The sequence below is a fragment of the Klebsiella sp. BIGb0149 genome, assembly GCF_004362605.1.
In the GTDB taxonomy this organism is placed as follows: domain Bacteria; phylum Pseudomonadota; class Gammaproteobacteria; order Enterobacterales; family Enterobacteriaceae; genus Klebsiella; species Klebsiella terrigena.
Map to the genome: position 1 here is coordinate 838759 of NZ_SNYG01000001.1, position 18235 is coordinate 856993.

Below are 18235 nucleotides of genomic sequence, written 5' to 3' on the forward strand. Positions count from 1 at the left end.
GCCTCCTTGAGGAGCAGTTCCTCATTTTTCGTATGATTGTATGACACTAGAAATAGCTAAAATTTTTTTGCCGATCAGGCCGGGTGATAGCCGATCATCGCCTTCACCTCCAGATACTCGCGCAGGCCGGCTTCTCCCCACTCGCGTCCGTTGCCGGACCGGCGATAGCCGCCGAAGGGGGCGTGAAAATCCACGGGGGGATAGTTGATATGCACCTGGCCGGCGCGCAGCCGCCGGGCTATCGCCCGCGCGCGTTCGGGATCGCCAGACTGCACGTAGGCGGCCAGGCCGTAGTCGGAACCATTGGCCATATCCACGGCCTGGTTTTCATCGTCATAGGGCATAATGCAGAGCACCGGGCCAAAGATCTCTTCGCGGGCAATGGTCATGTCGGGAGTCACCTGGCTGAAAATTGTCGGCTGCACGTAGTAGCCTTTCTCGACGCCTGGCGGCCTGCCGGTGCCGCCGATCAGCAGTTCCGCTCGTTCATCGATGCCGCGCTGAATGAGCTGCTGAACGCGGTCAAACTGCGTGCGGTTGACCAGCGGGCCGAGCCGGGGTTTATCATCGTCGCCGGGCCCCGCGCGATACTGCATAGCGGCCCGGCGCGCGATGGCGTTAACCTCATCCAGTTGAGTGCGGGGGACCAGTAAACGCGTCGGGATCGAGCAGGACTGTCCGCTATTGGTAAAACAGGCGGCCACCGCGCGGGTCACGGCGTTTTGCAGGTCGACATCATCCAGCAGGAGATTGGCCGATTTGCCCCCCAGCTCCTGCGCCACGCGCTTGACGCCGGGAGCGGCCAGCCTGGCGACTTCGATCCCGGCGCGAGTCGAGCCGGTAAACGACACCATCTCTACGTCCGGGTGCGCCGCCAGGGCGGCGCCGACGCCAGGGCCATCGCCGTTGACCAGGTTGAACACCCCGGCGGGAACTCCGGCGTCATGCAGCACTTCGGCAAGCAGCAGGGCGCTGAGCGGGGAGTATTCGCTGGGCTTCAGCACCATGGTGCAGCCCGCCGCCAGCGCCGGCAGCACTTTCACCACCACCTGATTCACCGGCCAGTTCCAGGGAGTTATCAGCCCGCAAACGCCGATCGGTTCCAGACGCAGGCGGGTGCTGCCGCGCCGTTCTTCAAAGGCGAAATTTTCCAGCACCGTAATCAGCGTCTCCAGATGGGCTACGCCGCGTACCGCCTGCCCATTGCGGGCGAATGCGAGCGGCGCGCCCATTTCACGATGAATCGCGTCGACAAACTCGTCGTAGCGGCGCTGATACCCGCTCAGAATGCGTTTTAATAGCGCGATACGTTCGGCAACCGCGGTTTCAGCCCAGCCGGGAAAGGCCCGACGCGCGGCGGCGACCGCCCGGTCGACGTCCTGCTCATTCCCGAGGGCTAACTGGCAAATGGGCTGCTCGGTGGCCGGGTCGATCGCCGTGAACCAGCGCGGCGCGACCGGATCAACCCAGCGGCCATCGATATAAAACTGTGTGGTATGGGACATGATCAGTTTCCTGTGGATGGCGGGTTATCGTCCAGCAAGCGGTACATCTCCGTATGGTCGGCGCTGGCCGATACGGTCGCCGCGCACTGGTGCCAGAGATCGATACACTGCTCGCCGAGGCGCAGCGGATAATCGACCGCGGTGGCCAGCCCTTTGGCGATTTGCAGATCTTTATCCATTAACTTCAGGGCAAAGCCTGAAGCGTAGCTGCCGCTCAGCATAAATTGTTTCACCTTGTTTTCTGAGGTGTTGCTGCGGCCGCTGGAGGCGTTTAGCACATCGGTCATCACCTGCGGGTCGATGCCGAAACGGCGGGCAACCTGCAGCGCTTCCACCGTGGCGGTCAGCCCGGCGGCGGAAACATAGTTATTCAGCGCCTTCGCCGCGTGACCGCTGCCGGCGGCACCGATATGCAGGACGGAACTGCCCATCGCCGACAGCAGCGCCCGGCAGCGGGACAGCACGTCCTCTTCGCCGCCGACCAGAATGGCCAGCTTGCCCTGTTCTGCGCGCTTGACGCCGCCGGAAACCGGGGCATCGAGATAATGTAAGCCCTGCTGCTGCAGACGCTGCGCCAGATCCCGCGAGCGGGACGGCACGGAGGAGCTCATATCAATGACCACTGCGCCAGCGGGCAGGCGTTCGGCCCACTGCTGGCCGAACAGCACCTCCTCGACGATGTCGGAGTTGGGCAACATGGTGATGAGCACGTCCAGGCCGGCGGCGCCGTCCGCCGACAGCAGCCCGGCGCGCAGCGATTCCGCCAGCGCGCCGGCGCGCGACCGATCGGCATCATGCAGCAGCAGGGCGTAGCCCGCCTCGCTCAGGCAGGTGGCCATAGGCGTTCCCATCATGCCTAAACCAATAAATCCCACGGTGTGGATACTTTTCACGTCAACCTCTCTTAACGACAGAAACGGCGGCGCTAGCGCAGCGCCGAAAAATCAGTGGGTAGCAGAAAGCTATTTTCGATACGACACACAATGGCCTGCTGACGCTCGCTCTCCGCGCGCTTCTCCTGCCAGGCCACGTCGGCCTGGAACGCATTCCAGCATTTTTCGCGTTCGGCCATATCTTCCCAGCTCAGCAGATAGGTCAGGGTGTGGTTGCTCTCGCCGACGGCGGTCGTCCAGAAACCAATTTGTTTAATACCGTATTTCTCAAAGAAACCGAGGGTGGTATGGCGAAAACGTTCCAGCAGCGCCGGTAGGCGACCCGGCATACAGTGGTAAATGCGCATTTCAACGATCATGGGATGCTCCTTTTCAGCATGAAGAAAGCGGCAGCGGTTGCCGATCGACGCGGACGATCCACCCCTCCGTTTCGGCGGAAGATGCCGGGTAGCGGCGTAGAACCAGGGGATCGTGACCGGGAACGATATGGTCGGCGGAGTCGGCCAGGCGTTTGACGATGTCGTAGCCTTCCATCATATCGCCAACGTTGAACACCACCGGATAGGGGCGGCCCTGTTCGATATTGGCGTAAAAGTGCGCCGCGTCCGAGGCGAGTACCACCCAGCCGCGGGCGGTATTGACGCGCACGATCTGCAGGCCGTCAGAGTGGCCGCCGGTGCGATGCAGGGTTATGCCCGGCGCCAGCTGGCCGTCGCCGTTATGAAAGCGGACGCGGCCGGCGAACAGTTTATCAACCATCGCTTTCACGTCTTCCACATCGAAGGGGTGACGGACTTCGTGGTGGCACATGCAGCGCCCGGTACAGAAGGCCATTTCGCGATCCTGCAGATGGAAGGTCGCGGCCGGGAACAGCGCGTGGTTACCGGCGTGGTCGTAGTGCATATGGCTGATAATGACGTCGGCGACGCTTGCCGGATCGACACCAATTTGCGCCAGGCCTTCGGCGATCGGATGGATGATGGTGCGCCCGCGCTGCTGCGCCATCTGCTCATCGAAGCCGGTATCCAGCACGATGGTGCGGGCGTCGTTCTGGATCACCCAGATAAAGTAGTCAATGGGCATCGGGCCGTCATGGAGATCGCCGCCGATAAAGTTGTCCCGCGCCATCCGATGGTGGTGGGCATAGCGGATTGCGTAGATTCGATACTGTTCAACGCCGGAAGACATAGTTGACTCCTTGTTAAAAGGTCGATAACTGCACGATCGTTTTTTGTAGTAAAGAGGTTATAATCTTGTATGACAATAATGCAATAATACAAGTATGATCGATTTCACAAATTTCGACCGCTGGCCGCTAAAGCGCGGCTTAATGTGATGTCGGTTCGATTTTGTCACTTGATTTGGCGGATTTTTAATGAAAGCGAGGCTAACTCCCGTGGGGATGCTCTGAGCCGCGGGAGGGGAGAAAAGGCGAAGGGGGAATGGGCGGGAGGGCGGCGCGGTGACGCGAAGGCGTATGTGCCGCCCGCCGTGGCTATGCGCGGGGCGCCGTGGCTGCCGCTATGGCAAAAACGGCAATCTGCCGGTCTTGATCTTTGCTGGCGCCGGAAACGTCGATCGCGCCGATAAGCGCGCCCTGAGCATTGCGTAGCGCGATGCCGCCGGCAATCAGGGCTTCAGCAAGCGCCAGGGTTAGGATCATCACATCATCCTCAATGGGGTAAAGGGGCGCGTTTTCGGGCATCGATCGCCGCCCAGGCGTGGATCAGCAGGCCGCAGAGCGCGAGGATGGCCCCGATCCAGCCGGTGGACTGCCAGCCGAAACCGGCGGAAATGGTGACCCCGCCCAGCCAGGCGCCCAGCGCATTGGCGATGTTAAACGCGGAGTGGTTCATCGCCGCCGCCATGGTTTGCGCATCGCCGGCGACATCCATCAGGCGAATTTGCAGGACCGAGGAGAGCGACACCATGGTGCCCACCAGCATCACGGTGATCGCGCCGGGCCACGCGTAATGCGCGGTATACACGTAGGCGCTCATCACCACAATCGCCCAGACCAGCAGTAGACGAATGGTTTTTTCCAGACCGCGCTCCGCCAGGCGGCCGCCGACGATGTTGCCGATAATCATCCCCAGACCAAACATCGCCAGAATCACCGGGATCATCGCCACCGGCTGGTGGGCCAGCTCCAGCATCGTCGGCTTCACGTAGCTGAAGATTGAGAACATTCCGCCGCTGCCGATGGCGCCGATGGCCAGCGTCAGCAGCACCTGCTTGCTGGTCAGCGCCGTCAGCTCGCGCAGCGGGCTGGCCGCCTTATCGCCGGCGCGCCAGGGCACCCAGGCGCGAACCAGAATCAGCGTCAGCACCGCCAGGCCGCCGACGATAGCGAAGGCGCACCGCCAGCCGAACAGCTGCCCGATGGCGGCCACTGCCGGAACCCCCAGCAGGTTAGCGATAGTCAGGCCCAGCAGCACCATCGAGACCGCCCGGGCGCGCTTAGTGCGATCCACCAGGCTGGCGGCCAGCAGCGCCGCCACCCCGAAGAAGGTGCCGTGCGGGAACCCGGAGAGGAAGCGCGCCAGCAGCATGGAGTAGTAGCCCGGCGCAACGGCGCTGAGCAGATTACCCGCGGCGAACATCGCCATCAGGGCTACCAGAAAGTCCCGCCGCGCCCAGCGCGCGCCGAGAACTGCCAGCAGCGGCGCGCCGACCACCACGCCCAGCGCATAGATGCTGATCAGATGGCCGGCGGAAGGGATCGAGACGCGCAGCCCGCTGGCCGCATCGGGTAGCAGACCCATAATGACGAATTCGCCGGTACCGATAGCGAAACCGCCGGTGCCGAGCGCGAACAGCGCCTTCAGCAGAGCGGTGCGCGAGAGGGAAACTTCATCAGTATCCTTATCGCGAGGGTGTTCATTGAGCGATGAGATCATTTTTATTTTGACTTGTGCAGGTGAACAACAAATGCGCCCCGTGCAGCGAACTGCACGGGGCGCGTCAGCGATTTTGGCCGCGATTAGCGGCGGTGCGGCGGCGCCATAAATTCCGCCCCCAGCGGTTCGGCGATATGCTGCGCGAGGATTGCGTCAATCTCCTGCTTATCCTCCACGGTCAGCTGCCAGCCGGCAACCTCTTCGAGCCCCGCCAGCTGCTGCGGACGACGGGCGCCCCACAGCGCAACGGTTGGGCCGGCGTCCAGTACCCAGCGCAGCGCCAGCGCCATTACGCTCTTGCCGAAGCGCTGCTGAGCGAAGTTTTTTAGCGCCGCAACCGCCGCAAGATAGTGCGCATAGCGCGGCGGCTGGAATTTCGGATCGATGCTGCGCAGATCGTCGGCGCCAAATATCGTTTCCGGGGTCATCCGCCCCGACAGCAGGCCGCGGCAGATAGCGCCATAGGCGAGGACCACCAGCTGATGCCGTTCAGCATAAGGCAGCAGCTCGCTTTGCGTCTGCCCGCGCTCAAATAGGTTGAGCGGCGGCTGCAGGGTCGCCAGCGGCGCCGCGTTGCGAAACCGATCCATCTGCGCCGGAGAGTAGTTGCTGACCCCCAGCGCGCGAACTTTTCCCTGCTGCTGCAGCGTTTCGAGGACGCGCGCCGTCTCCTCGACGGCCACCAGCTCGTCCGGCCAGTGGACCTGGTACAGGTCAATATAGTCGGTTTGCAGGCGGCGAAGTGAATCTTCAATCTCCTGACGGATACGCTGGGGGGTGGAATTGCGGGTAATGCGGCCCGCATCGTCCCAGTCCAGGGCGACCTTGGTGGCGATAATTGCCCGGTCGCGGCGGCCCGCCAGCGCCTTGCCGACCACTTCCTCCGAGTGGCCAAAGCCGTAAGCCGGCGCGGTATCGATAAGATTAATGCCGCGGTCCAGCGCTTCGTGCAGCGTGGCAATCGACTGTTCGTCATGACTGCCGCCCCACATACTGCCGCCCATTGCCCAGGTGCCAAGACCGATACGGCTGACCGGTTGCGAAATGCCGGCGATGTGAATGGTTTCGATTGCCATGTTTCCTCCTGTCGATAGTTGGCTCTATACTAACTCATGTTAAGTTGAATTAATTTCAACGAATCCTTGATGACAGAGGGCTCTTTTATGCCAGCACCGGTTCGCGGCGAGCTCGCCGATCTGAACGTATTTTTAACTATCTGTCGGCGTAAAAGCTTTCGCCTTGCGGCTGCGGAACTTGGTGTTTCGACTTCCGCGCTGAGTCATACCATGCGCGGGCTGGAAGAACGGCTTGCCGTGCGTCTGCTCAACCGCACCAGCCGTTCGGTGGTGCCGACCGATGCCGGCGAGGCGCTGCTCGGCCATTTGGAAGCGGGCTTTTCCCATATCCGCCTGGCGCTGGATGAACTGGATCATTATCGCGAATCGCCGGTGGGGCGGCTGCGGATTAATATCCCCCGCGATGCGGCCCAGCTGCTGTTTGCTCCGGTGCTGGCGAAATTTATGGCCATGCACCCGCGGCTGCAGCTGGAGATCGCCGTCGATAACACGCTGGTGGATATCATCGGCAGCGGATATGACGCCGGGATCCGCTACGGCGAAAGCGTGCCGCGCGACATGATTGCCATGCCGCTGACCCACAAGCTGAAGTGGATTGTGGTGGCTTCCCCGACCTATCTGACCCGTAACGCCCATCTTCCTCTCGAGCACCCCGACGACCTGTTTCAGCATCAGTGTATCCGCATGCGCCTCGGCAACGGGACGGTATATAAATGGCAGCTTAAACACTCCGGGGAGGCGCTGGCGCTGGATGTTCCCGGCTCGCTGATCCTTAATGAAACCGAGATGATTATCGATACCGCCCTGAACGGCTTCGGACTGGCCTACTGTCTGGACGTACGGACGCGGCCGCTGCTGGAGAGCGGGCAGCTGGTGCAGGTGCTTCCCGGCTGGATATGCGAAGATGAGCCGATGGTGATGTATTACCCCAGCCGCAGGCAGCTCCACCCGGGCCTGAGAAAACTGATCGAGATGATGCGCGAGGCGATGTTGTAATCGCGAGAAAAGGGCGTCAGCACCGTCTTTTCTTGCTGCTTCGACGATAAGTAACGGTGTCACGTAAGCTTTTGAGCTGCGGGAGCGCCTTCGCGCATCCCGGTCTGCGGATTCGGCGCAATAGCGTGAGCAAAAATATGACAACCCCTTCACTCCCAGTCAGGTAGAAAATAGTGCGCCTGCTGCTGGTTGCGATTTTATCGCCATCGTACCGGTAAACTGTCCCCTCGCTTTAAAGAAACGCCTTTCGTGGGATGAACTGTTGACTCTGGATTTTATTACCTTGCAGCGTCCCTCGGCGCATACGAGATAAACTGTGTCGTACATTATGCTGATATAATTCTTTGCGGTATTTTTTTATCATTCCGTTAATTAATTTAGACTCGGATTTTCTCGTGATAATTATCAGAACAAAAAGAGGGGAGGCAATTTTTATGACCTGTTAGGTGGCCAGGGAATGCACTTCCTTATCAGAGGATAGGGAAATTTATTCATCGGCTGTCTAAAGAGTAAGCGATGCTGCTCCTGCTAGCCTGGAGTCGTTAGCGCGGCATAACTGTTTTTTTATCATTTTATTACTATAGGATTGATATAGCTGGTATTGTCGATAACCATGTCAGCGACTTCTCTGGGGCTATCTTCATCCAGGTGGCGATGATGAACAGGAATATATCTGCTTTTGTATAAATCGAGAATGCTTTGCCCAAATTTTGGCACGTCCCGAATGCTCCCTCTACTTAACATTTCTTCGACAGATATCTCTAAGAAAACTTTATAATCCAGAAAGTGCAATAAAGGAGAACGAAATAAAAGAACTCCTTCCAGGATTACGATGGTTTCTTCATTAATATCAACATGTATCTTGTTCGTGTGCTTGCCGCTGCCGAGATCTATACAGTCAATTTCTTTTTTAATTACACCGTGCTGCTTCAGCGGGCTAATGACTTCTTCAATAAGCTTTTCGTAATCAAAAGCATTATTATAAAAAGCATTAATTTCATCACCACTTTTTTGGGTCCAATTTATATCAGCAAACGGATAATGAAAGTCATCATAGTGAATAAGCTGTGTCTTTTTTCCCTGACTTTGCAGGTACTGCGCCAGTCCGTCCGCAAAATGAGTTTTACCAGAGGTATATGTTCCACTGATACCGATAATCAATGGGGTGCTAAGATTGGCTACATTTTTCTCAATGAGGGAAAATATTTTCTGCGTATTGTCTTTCACTGAACAGGTTCTCCTTGGTCCAAAACTAACTGTAAATAGAATTCACGAAATCGCTGTGCGGAAAAGTAGCTCCCTTAAAGCAAGAACGACCCAGAGTATAGCACCAATATCTTACCTGGGTGAACAAGTCTAAGCCAAATATCCAGCAGCGTCGACGATGCATGTGTTATCAGGAATATACTACAGCGTCAAGCGTTGGCGAAGGCTAATTTACTCATCATCGTTATAGTAGTGGTCGCGTTGCCAGTTACTGTAGCCTGTAATCCAGGTAATATTTGTATTAATTTATACCTGGTGTCCTTTTTATCGCAGGCATGATTATGCGATAGGCGTGCATCATTTCATTAATAGACCGGTTAACTTAATGGACCCTACAATAGGATCTTAGCCCGGCACTTCAGCAAAGGAAGAACGTTAAAAAGACACAATATAAATTCAGTAGGTCAATTCAACTTTTTGGAAAAAAAGTATCAGTCGGAATTGCAAGTAAATCAGAGGATAATTTTCCATGGCAGGTAGTCTATGCTCCGCCAAATATAAACCCCAGGCAATTAAATTACCTGGGGTTGTTTCATTTCTGACCTTCTCCGTATGCCGGTCTGATTGGGTCCGTCCCGTCCTGCATTAGGCCAGGCTGATACCTCAAACTAAAGAGATTCTTTAACTCCGAATACGATCCAGCCGTAATCAGGAGTCATCAGCTTCTTGATCCCGAACCCGGTGCACCGGGCTAAGAGCGTGGTTATCGCTACGAATGTTCCTCGCTCCTGATAGGTTCTTTCAGAACAAAGGCATAGCTGAGAGCCCCGAGTAATAACAGAGCCGCACCGGCAAGGAAGACATTGGTAAAGTTATTGGTCGTATCGAGAATTAAACCGGCAACGATAGGGGCCAGCGCCGCGCCCAGGAAACCGCCAAAATTCTGAATGGAGCCGAGAGAGCCTACCGAGCCCGCGGGCGCAACGTCCGTCACCAGCGCCCAGATCGCGCCTGAAGGAAGCTGTGCGGCGAAATAACCAATAGTCAGTAACAACATACACAGCGGCGTACTTTCAATGTAAGGTACCGGCGCCACGGCACATGCCGCAATCAGCGCTCCGCCGACGATCGGGATCTTACGCGCGGTAATGGCTTTCATGCCTTTTCTAATCAGGAAGTCTGAAATAACGCCCCCCAGCAGCACGCCAAAAATACCGACAAAGAACGGGATGGCGGCCAGCCAGCCGGTATTCATCAGGCTCATATGACGATCGTGCTCAAGGTAACGTGGCAGCCAGGTCAGGTAGACCCAGACCGTAAAGTAAATCCCGAAACAGCCTACGACCATCCCCCACGTCGAGCGCTCGCGGAACAGGGAACCCCAGCTGCGGGAAGGTGCGGAAGATGGCTGATGGTGGTCGACAATTTTGTCTTGCGGGGCCTCTTCCGCGGTGGGTTCGCGATAAAACCGCAGCCATGCGAGCAGGATCACCAGCCCGAGAACCCCAATGACGATAAACATGCCTCGCCAGCCCATCGTCAGCATCAGGATCGTCAGTATGGGGGGCGCGATGGCGTTGGCAATCTGCGATCCGGTGTTGAACAGGGCGGTTGGAAAGCCGCGCTCTTCCTTACTGAACCAGCTATTGGTGACCTTGACGCCGGAGGTAAAAAACGGCGATTCCGTTACGCCCAGCAGCATGCGCAGGGCGTACATTATCCCAAACCCGTTGGCAAACGCGCAGAATATCGTCACCAGCGACCAGCCCCCGGCGGCAAAGGAAAACATCTTTTTGGGGCCGAAGCGGTCGACAAGATACCCGGTAGGGAGATTGGCCAGCGCATAGGGCCACAGAAAAGCCGATAGCAGTAGTCCCATCTGAAATGACGACAGGCCAAATTCAGCGGCAATGGTCGAGTTCGCGACGCTGAGATTGGCGCGGTCGAGATAGTTGACCACCGCGGCCAGCAAAATAATCACCACCAGATACCATCTGAGCTTTGCTCCGGGAATGACGTTAACCTTATTCTGGCTGAGGGCATTATCAGGTACGGATACAGAGTCTGTTCTTCTCATGAAAGAATCCTCTAAACTTCATCTTGGCATCGACGTTATTTGTTTAAAATTTATATTGTTCGTCGAAGTTAAATTGGGGCTGAGGTTTCCAGTTCGGCCAGCCCGGCAATCAGGCTCTGCACCTCTTCGGGCGTAATATTTAATTGCGGCGCGCGCATCCCGCCGGCATTAATTCCGCGATATTTAAGTCCTTCTTTAAAGTAGGACATATTGCCGCCGTTTTTCAGCAGTTCGCAATATTTATTCGCCTGGCGCTGGGCGGCGCGGGCGCCCGGAATATCTCCGCGATTAAAGGCCTCATAAATTTTGATAAAAGGCTCCGGGTAAACGCAGGAAACCCCTGAAACCACGCCATCGCAGCCCATCGCCAGTGCCGGAAGAAACAGGCGGTCGGCGCCGACCATCACGGAAAAATCATAGTCCTTGATGGCAAGGTACTGGTTGACGGTGAGGTAGTCCGGATAGCTGTATTTAATCCCCACGACATTCTTACATCTATCCGCAACGCGCTGGGCGACGTCAGCAGAGAGGTTGTTCGCGGCGCACTGCGGAATATTGTAGAGATACACCGGGAAATCGTGGGGAACGGCATTGGCGACGGCAACAAAATAAGCTTCCAGCTCGCGGTCGTTTGCGCCGAAGAATGATGGGGTCACGACGCCGATTCCGTCAGCCCCGGCCTCTACCGCATGCCGGGCAAGCGACAGCGTTTCTGCTGTGGTCATCGCACCGACGTGAATATAAACCGTCGCTCGTTGGTTATTTCTTTTAATGACGGTTTCGGCAACTTTCTTCCGCTCTTGTTCGCTGAGGCGCAACATTTCGCCGGTGGTGCCCAGCGGATAAAGACAGTGCACGCCTTTCTCAACAAGGAAATCGGTTAGCGCTTCGATGCTGTCATAATTAATGGTGTCGTCGTCATTAAACGGCGTAATCATTGCTGTGGTAATACCATATAGTTTTTTCACAGAGACCTCGTCAGATGTTGAAGGATATATTCCGGAAATGAGCGACGGGCGCCGGGAGTTCCGGATTTTTACTGCCTGAATAAAGGTGAGTCGTCTTGTTAGTTATTAACGTAGCGGCTAAGCACGCTAAAAAGAATCAGCGCGGCGGTGCCGCCGGGATCTTCTTTACCCGCGCTGCTGTCGGCAAACGCCGCCGCTTTGCCGTGACGTGGAAACATGGTTCGGGTTGCTTCCAGCCCGGCCATCGCGGCGGTATGAGCGGCTTTCGCCGCGCGGCCGAGCGGCGCTCCCGCGGCGGTTTCCTGCGCTAACGCGCCGCTGGCCGGCAATAAGACATCCAGCACGGTTTTCTCCCCGGGCTGGGCTTTTCCCCGCTCCGCAATACCCTGAGTAAAGGCGCTGAAGAAGGCGGCCAGATCCGCGGCGCTGAGCGTCATCAGCTCCGACGCCAGCGCTTTTCCCCCGCGCATAAAGCCGGTGGCCATCAGCGTTCCCATTGTCGATGGCGCCGCCCTGGCCATCGCAAAGCCGCACTGAACGAGGTAATGAGCAATCCCTTTCTCCTGCTCGGGCCGTATCTGCTGCGCGGCATGGAAGGCTTTTTGCATCGTGATGCCAAGGTCGCCGTCGCCCACGGCCTGGTCTAATTTGATCAATTCATCCCGCTTCAGGCTCATTTCGGCAGACCACGCGGCAATAAGGCCTGTCGTATCGTTAAATGTCAGTTCAGTTTTCATATCGTACCTTTAGCCAGCCAGTTCCGGCTGAGAGAAGAAGGGGGTACAGGCGGAGGTGGCGAGGTAGCCCGCCAGCTCATCGTTGAGCTTACAAAGGGACAATGAAAACCCGGTCATTTCCATTGCCGTGGCGTACTCCCCCTGATACGCGTGGAATACGGTGATGCCGCGTTCGTCCAGCGTTTGTTTGACCCGGCGGAAAAGAATGTAAAGCTCATCCAGAGGCGTGCCCCCCAGGCCATTCAGCAGAACGGCAGCGCGGTCACCGGGGTTAAAATTCAGTTCGTTAAGAAGCAGGGGCAGGATGCGGTCAATAATTTCGTCGGCGGTGCCGAGCGTGGCTGTTGAAATTCCGGGCTCGCCATGGATACCCATGCCAATCGCCATTTCATTCTCGGCCACCGAGAAGGCGGCGTGACCCACTTCAGGAATGATGCAGGGTGAGAGCCCAATGCCAATCGTTCTGGTGCAATCGCCGGCCTGTTTAGCCACTCTGGCGACGTCATCGAGGGATAAACCGGCCGCGGCGGCGGCGCCGGCGATTTTATACATGAAAAAAATGCCGGCTACGCCGCGCCGGGTTGCCGCCCGCTCAGCCGGGGCCGAGCCGACGTCATCGGCCCCGCGTACGGATAGCGTTCTGATATCTTCCATCTCCGCCATCTCGCAAGCCATGTCGAAGTTGAGGATGTCTCCGCTGTAATTGCCATAGAGGTAAAGCACGCCGGCCCCTTTATCCACCGCTTTTGTCACCTGTAAAATCCGATCGGCGGACGGAGATTGAAAAACATCGCCGACGGCGCAGCCATCGAGCAAATTATTCCCGACGTACCCGAGAAACAGCGGCAGATGACCCGAACCGCCGCCGGTGACAATGCCAACTTTCCCCGGGCGAGTCTCCTGGGCGGTCACCAGGCAGTGGCGGTCGTTATCGGCATATTTAAGGTATCGGGGGTGCGCCGCGTAAATTCCCTCGAGCATTTCCGCCACATATTCACCAGGGGTATTAACGAACTTCTTCATTTGGTAAATCCTTACAGGGCTGATATTTAATTAATGGCTTGATACCCGCCGGATATCTGTTTTGATAATGAAATTGGTCCGCTACGGCGTAAACTAAAATTTTACTAAAATGATTTTAAGAAAAAAGAATTGTGATTCCTGTCACATGTTTAAATTCACTAACAGGCTAGGGTTTATAAAATAAAAGATCGTCAAATAAAGCTTGTAATACATAGGGTTGAATTCTCACCATGGTTAAAATTAAAGATATTGCTAAAAAGGCCAACGTTTCTTTGAGCGCGGTATCGATAGCGATTAACGGTAAAAAAGGATTGTCCGTAGAGACGCGGGAGAAAATCCTGAAAATTGCCCATGAATTAAATTATCAGCAATCTTCGGCACGAGAAATTCGCGGCGTATTGCGATTCCTGAAAATTGCTTTACACGGTGAAACGATCAACGAGGCGCATAACCTGTTTATCAGCGGATATATTGATGGGCTAATTGAACAGGCCGGAAAATACGGCTATGCGCTTGAGGTTGTAGGCTATGATAAAAAAAGCGTTGAAGAGATCGTCAGGTCGCAGAATAGCGGAGCCCTCGCCGATGGGCTGGTCATCCTTGGCACCGAGTTCGAGCAGGGGGACTTTACGCCCCTGCGCCGATTATCAGTCCCCTTTGTGATTATCGATAATGTGAATGATTTTTTACCCTTTGATTTTATTAACATGAATAATCGCGCGGCGATTTACAATATTCTTCACCATTTCAAACGTGCCGGAATAGAGGATGTTGGGCTGGTATACAGCGATGCGCATACGCCAAATTTCAGACAACGTGAGCAGGCATTTCATGAACTGGTACCGACGATAGGGCTGAGATCCGCAGAGGAGAATCTGGTTTGCGTCAGTCCGAACGCCCGATCGGCATATGAGGCCATGCTCAGCCATATCAGGGCAGCAGGAAAAATTGCGCAAGGCTATTTTTGTATTAATGACATCGTCGCCTACGGCTGTATCAGAGCGCTACATGAATGTGGATTCCGCGTGCCCGACGATGTTTCAGTTATCGGTTTTGACGACCTCCCTGTCTCCGGGGTGATGGAACCGGCACTGACTACCGTGAAGGTGGGGAATAAAAAACTGGGCGCCGCCGCCGTTGATTTACTGGTCAGTAAAATAGACCAGGGGCGGAATAACAACCATACCAGCGTGTTGCTCAGCGGAGAGCTGGTCAAAAGGAACAGCGTGCGCCAGCCTTCCACAAAATCATGAGCAATTACGTTATTTTGTATTAACCGCCACTTATTATTGAGGGTATTATGATTATATCAAGCTTAGAAAATGTCAGTCGTGATTATACTCCTTTAACGGAAATACTGAATCATCCCGAACTTGATCTGTCGACGCTGATAAATACGCCGCCCGGGAAGTATTCTGTACAAGGACAGGAGTGGTTCTATATTATCAGCGAAGATGAAACCAAACCTGAAACTGGTCATAAAGCCGAGTTTCATAAACTCTATGGCGATATTCAGCTGGTGATTAACGGCTCGGAAACAATTTACTTCAGGACCACTCCGCCAGATGCAGATGAGTACGGGGTAGCGCCTGCCGCAACCGATCTTTATTTTTTAGAACACGGTAGTACAAATGGTTCAGTGGTGCTGAACAAGGGCGAGTTTATTGTTTTTTATCCAGGAGAAATTCATAAACCGATGTGCCATACCGCCGGTCGCGCCGGTCGCGTCAAAAAGCTGGTGGTGAAATTCCCTTATCCTCGGTAAGAGTGAACGCGGCGTGATTAACGCAAGGGTTGCTGACGACCGTTGCGTTAATCCTGAAGGCGGGCTACCGTTCGCTGTGAGACGGGGCATTATCTTCCCAGTACGGCGGCGTTCCGACTTTCTCAACCATAAAATCAATAAAGGTTCTGACCTTGTGCGGTAAAATCCGCTTTTGCGGATAGAGCATCCAGATGGCGGTTTCGCTGGGGAACATACTAAACTCCCAGTCCGGAAAGACCCGCTGGATATGGCCTTTTTCCTCCTCCTCGCGGGATAGCCAGTTGGGCAGAATCGCAATCCCGCCGTGGTTGCAGCAGGCATAAAGCATCGCGGCGCTATCGCTGACGCTAAGCCGATAGTTAATCGGTATCCGCTGCCATTCATCTTCCGATCCGGCTCTGCGCGTATACCACCCGGCGCCGTGCAGGCGAGAAAACATCACAATATTCATCTCCTTCTGACCGTCGCCGTCGGCGCCGGGAACGACCGGAGGGCTGTTTTGCGCGATCCACCGCGGGCTGGCCCAGGCGGCGCGCGTCTGAGAGGCCAGTTTGCGAGCGTGAATGGAGGAGTCCGGCAGCACCCCAATGCGGATACTCAGATCTATTCGCGCTTCAATCAGATCCTGGATCTCATCATTAAAACTGATATCCAGAGAGATGTTGGGGTGCAGGCGGAGAAACTCATCGACAAAAGGCATGACGTGTAGCCGGCCAAAGGTGCTGGGTACGCTGATGCGCAGCAGTCCGGAAGGGTGTTTATCCAGCGCGGAAGTTAAATGGCGCGCTTCCTCCCATTGCAGGAGCAGCTGTCGGGCATGAGAGTAGAAAAAATCCCCGGTTTCCGTCAGCGTTAATCCGCGGGTGGAGCGGTTAAACAGCGTCACCTGTAAATACTCTTCCAGTTCAGAAATATGACGAGAGGCGGTTGATACTTCTATATTTAACGCTTTGGCTGCGGCGCTAAAACTTTTATGATCGGCGGCGCTGACAAAGGTCCTGATTGCGGATAAATGGTTCATCGAATTTTACGTCTCATTTATGATGAATGTCTTTTCAGCAACCCATTGGTGTAACCACTCAGCAATAACGGTCCTGACTTTACAGCTTATCACTTTGCTTCCTCAGGTATTCCCTGCAATATTCATGGATACTGATGGTCGATGCATAAAAATGGCTTCCCCAACGGCAGGAAGCCGGATGATTAATGGCATAACGTTATTTTGCCGTGACGCGCCAGACGGTATTTCCGACATCATCGGCGATAATTAACGCCCCCTGATTATCCTGGGCAAGCCCTACCGGAGCGCCATACAGCTCTTTCTCATCCCGTGAGACAAAACCGCTGACCACGCTCTCCGGCTTACCGACCGGTTTGCTATCTTTAAAGGCGACGAAGCTGACCTTATAGCCATTGAGCGGTGAGCGATCCCAGCTGCCGTGCTCGCTGATAAAGACCCCGCCCCGGTATTTTTGCGGCAGCATCTGCCCGGTATAAAACTGCATCCCCAGCGGCGCAACGTGGGAGCTCAGGGCGTAGTCCGGCTTGATGGCCCTGGCGACCTTGTCCGGGCGAGGCGGCTGGACGCGGCGATCGACGTGCTGACCGAAATAGCTCCAGGGCCAGCCGTAAAAACCGCCGTCCTGAACGGAGGTCAGATAATCGGGAACCAGATCGGCACCTATCTCATCGCGTTCGTTGGCGATCGCCCACAGCTTCCCGCTCTGCGGCTCCCAGCCGAGGCCCGTCGGGTTCCTGATGCCGCTGGCAAAGATCCGGCTGGCTCCCGTGGCGGTATCAACCTCAAGGACGTTGGCGCGACGGTACTCCACGTCCTGGCCGTTCTCGGTAATATTGCTGTTGGAGCCGACGCCGACGTACAGCTTCTTACCGTCGGGGCTCGCCAGCAGCGCTTTGGTCCAGTGGTGGTTAATGGTATTGGGCAGGTCGGCGAGCTCGGTTCCGGCATCGCTGATGTGCGTTTCGCCCTGCTGATAGGGATAACGCATGATGCTGTCGGTATTGGCTACGTACAGATTGTTGCCAATCAGCTGTACGCCGAACGGGGAGTGCAGATGTTCGAGGAAAACATGTTTCTCCCAGCCGCTGCCGCTTTTGCGTAGCAGGGTAATGCGGTTACCGCCTTTACCGCCTTTGCCGGACTGATTTTTTACTATCCCGGCAATCAGCTGTTTCGGCGTGGTCAGCGGCTCCTCGCCGGGGCCGTTGCTTTCAACCACCAGCACATCATCGTTGGGCAGGACGTAGACCATGCGCGGATGCAGGAAACCGTCAGCCATCTTCTCAATGCTCAGCCCCTCGGCAACGTCAGGCTGCGCGCCCGCTTTCCAGCCGACGCCGGACGGAACCTGCATCGGCGGCATCAGGTAATCCTGTGCTTTTGGCATCACCGGATCCGGCCCGGTTTGTTGATCCGGGGACAGTTTTGCTTTTTCATCACATCCCGCAAGGACCAAAGTCAGCGTTAACATTACTGGTAGGGGCAGTAATATTCTATTCATGGCGATAACCTTTATTTTTTGTATGGCAGGAGGAGCTGATAATGTTGGCAAGCAGCACGCAGATAACGGTGAGGGTCGAATAGACCACATTTTGTGGCGCAATCGCGTAAGCATCGCGGCTGTGGACGAAACAATTCACAATGGCTGAAAGAATTGCGATGACGTTCAGCCAGAAATCAATTTTTGCCGCCGGGAGTCGCGGGGAAGGGGCGACGAACCAGACCTGCGCGAGGTTAATCAGTCGCGGAACGATGGCGAAAATCAACCCCAGGGCAATAAGCCAGCTGGCGCTTTTTCCCCACATGACGTTGGTACTATAGAGATAAATAATATCAAAAATCCATCCGGCAATAAAAAAGCCATACGGCACGGGGTTGAGAAGATTATAAATTATCGTCGCCAGCGTATTACGCCGGCCATAAGAGTTTTCACTCATATTATCAGTTCCTCGTCAGGGAGAATAAAGGCGTGCGGAGGTTTCTGCTGTCAATAACGTTATGAGAAGAGGCGAATGACAGCATGCTAAATAACCCGACTAATGAGTCTGTATTAACATTATAAACACGG

Annotated in this window: 18 protein-coding genes and 1 pseudogene; 4 read left to right on the plus strand and 15 right to left on the minus strand. The window is 55.5% G+C overall.

Going from position 1 to position 18235, the window contains the following annotated elements; genetic code table 11:
* Positions 1 to 74: 74 nt before the first annotated feature.
* The 7 genes from EDF75_RS04015 to EDF75_RS04045 all read right to left on the minus strand — a co-directional run bounded on the left by EDF75_RS04015 (position 75) and on the right by EDF75_RS04045 (position 6374).
* A complete protein-coding gene (locus EDF75_RS04015) occupies positions 75 to 1505 on the minus strand; it encodes an aldehyde dehydrogenase family protein (RefSeq protein ID WP_133597206.1) in 1431 nt (476 codons plus the stop codon).
* 2 nt (positions 1506 to 1507) lie between these two features.
* Positions 1508 to 2398, minus strand: coding sequence for an NAD(P)-dependent oxidoreductase (locus EDF75_RS04020; RefSeq protein ID WP_200851432.1), 891 nt, complete (start codon positions 2396 to 2398; stop codon positions 1508 to 1510).
* A 32-nt stretch (positions 2399 to 2430) separates the two neighbouring features.
* A complete protein-coding gene (locus EDF75_RS04025) occupies positions 2431 to 2757 on the minus strand; it encodes an NIPSNAP family protein (RefSeq protein WP_133597208.1) in 327 nt (108 codons plus the stop codon).
* Positions 2758 to 2770: 13 nt separating this feature from the next.
* The gene (locus EDF75_RS04030) at positions 2771 to 3586 is read right to left on the minus strand and encodes an N-acyl homoserine lactonase family protein (protein WP_133597210.1); all 816 of its coding nucleotides are present in this window, start codon (positions 3584 to 3586) and stop codon (positions 2771 to 2773) included.
* 307 nt (positions 3587 to 3893) lie between these two features.
* Positions 3894 to 4061, minus strand: a complete 168-nt coding sequence (locus EDF75_RS04035) for a heme-binding protein (RefSeq protein ID WP_243733499.1) — start codon at positions 4059 to 4061, stop codon at positions 3894 to 3896.
* A 10-nt stretch (positions 4062 to 4071) separates the two neighbouring features.
* Positions 4072 to 5298, minus strand: coding sequence for an MFS transporter (locus EDF75_RS04040; protein ID WP_133597214.1), 1227 nt, complete (start codon positions 5296 to 5298; stop codon positions 4072 to 4074).
* An 83-nt stretch (positions 5299 to 5381) separates the two neighbouring features.
* Positions 5382 to 6374 carry an aldo/keto reductase gene (locus EDF75_RS04045; RefSeq protein ID WP_133597216.1) on the minus strand — a complete coding sequence of 331 codons (993 nt, stop codon included), beginning with the start codon at positions 6372 to 6374 and terminating at the stop codon, positions 5382 to 5384.
* An 87-nt stretch (positions 6375 to 6461) separates the two neighbouring features.
* On the opposite strand from EDF75_RS04045, the gene EDF75_RS04050 reads away from it, so the two are divergent.
* Positions 6462 to 7370, plus strand: a complete 909-nt coding sequence (locus EDF75_RS04050; RefSeq protein ID WP_166646114.1) for a LysR family transcriptional regulator — start codon at positions 6462 to 6464, stop codon at positions 7368 to 7370.
* A gap of 193 nt (positions 7371 to 7563) precedes the next feature.
* Positions 7564 to 7671: pseudogene (locus tag EDF75_RS04055) on the plus strand (LysR family transcriptional regulator); the annotation flags it as partial.
* 266 nt (positions 7672 to 7937) lie between these two features.
* On the opposite strand, the gene EDF75_RS04060 reads toward EDF75_RS04055, so the two are convergent.
* From EDF75_RS04060 to EDF75_RS04080, 5 genes are all read right to left on the minus strand, one after another.
* Positions 7938 to 8597, minus strand: coding sequence for a nucleoside/nucleotide kinase family protein (locus EDF75_RS04060; protein ID WP_166646115.1), 660 nt, complete (start codon positions 8595 to 8597; stop codon positions 7938 to 7940).
* Between the two features lie 748 nt (positions 8598 to 9345).
* Positions 9346 to 10653: an MFS transporter gene (locus tag EDF75_RS04065; protein WP_133597221.1), complete on the minus strand. Its 1308-nt coding sequence runs from the start codon at positions 10651 to 10653 to the stop codon at positions 9346 to 9348.
* Between the two features lie 68 nt (positions 10654 to 10721).
* Complete coding sequence (locus tag EDF75_RS04070) at positions 10722 to 11621, minus strand: dihydrodipicolinate synthase family protein (protein ID WP_133597223.1); 900 nt, start codon at positions 11619 to 11621, stop codon at positions 10722 to 10724.
* A 98-nt stretch (positions 11622 to 11719) separates the two neighbouring features.
* Positions 11720 to 12358 carry a dihydroxyacetone kinase family protein gene (locus EDF75_RS04075; RefSeq protein ID WP_133597225.1) on the minus strand — a complete coding sequence of 213 codons (639 nt, stop codon included), beginning with the start codon at positions 12356 to 12358 and terminating at the stop codon, positions 11720 to 11722.
* 9 nt (positions 12359 to 12367) lie between these two features.
* Positions 12368 to 13381 (minus strand): dihydroxyacetone kinase subunit DhaK, encoded by a 1014-nt coding sequence (locus EDF75_RS04080; protein ID WP_133597226.1) that lies wholly within the window; start codon positions 13379 to 13381, stop codon positions 12368 to 12370.
* Between the two features lie 230 nt (positions 13382 to 13611).
* Between EDF75_RS04080 and EDF75_RS04085 the strand changes: the two genes are divergently transcribed.
* Complete coding sequence (locus EDF75_RS04085; protein ID WP_133597228.1) at positions 13612 to 14634, plus strand: LacI family DNA-binding transcriptional regulator; 1023 nt, start codon at positions 13612 to 13614, stop codon at positions 14632 to 14634.
* 47 nt (positions 14635 to 14681) lie between these two features.
* Positions 14682 to 15146, plus strand: coding sequence for a NanQ anomerase/TabA/YiaL family protein (locus tag EDF75_RS04090; protein WP_133597230.1), 465 nt, complete (start codon positions 14682 to 14684; stop codon positions 15144 to 15146).
* A gap of 64 nt (positions 15147 to 15210) precedes the next feature.
* Here the strand turns inward: EDF75_RS04090 and EDF75_RS04095 are convergent, their stop codons facing one another.
* From EDF75_RS04095 to EDF75_RS04105, 3 genes are all read right to left on the minus strand, one after another.
* The gene (locus EDF75_RS04095) at positions 15211 to 16167 is read right to left on the minus strand and encodes a LysR family transcriptional regulator (protein ID WP_133597232.1); all 957 of its coding nucleotides are present in this window, start codon (positions 16165 to 16167) and stop codon (positions 15211 to 15213) included.
* A 196-nt stretch (positions 16168 to 16363) separates the two neighbouring features.
* Entirely contained in the window at positions 16364 to 17668 is a 1305-nt protein-coding gene (locus tag EDF75_RS04100) for a PQQ-dependent sugar dehydrogenase (RefSeq protein ID WP_133597234.1), read from the minus strand.
* Positions 17661 to 18104: a DUF2231 domain-containing protein gene (locus EDF75_RS04105; RefSeq protein ID WP_133597235.1), complete on the minus strand. Its 444-nt coding sequence runs from the start codon at positions 18102 to 18104 to the stop codon at positions 17661 to 17663. Before EDF75_RS04105 ends, EDF75_RS04100 begins: the two co-directional genes overlap by 8 nt.
* Positions 18105 to 18235: the final 131 nt, after the last annotated feature.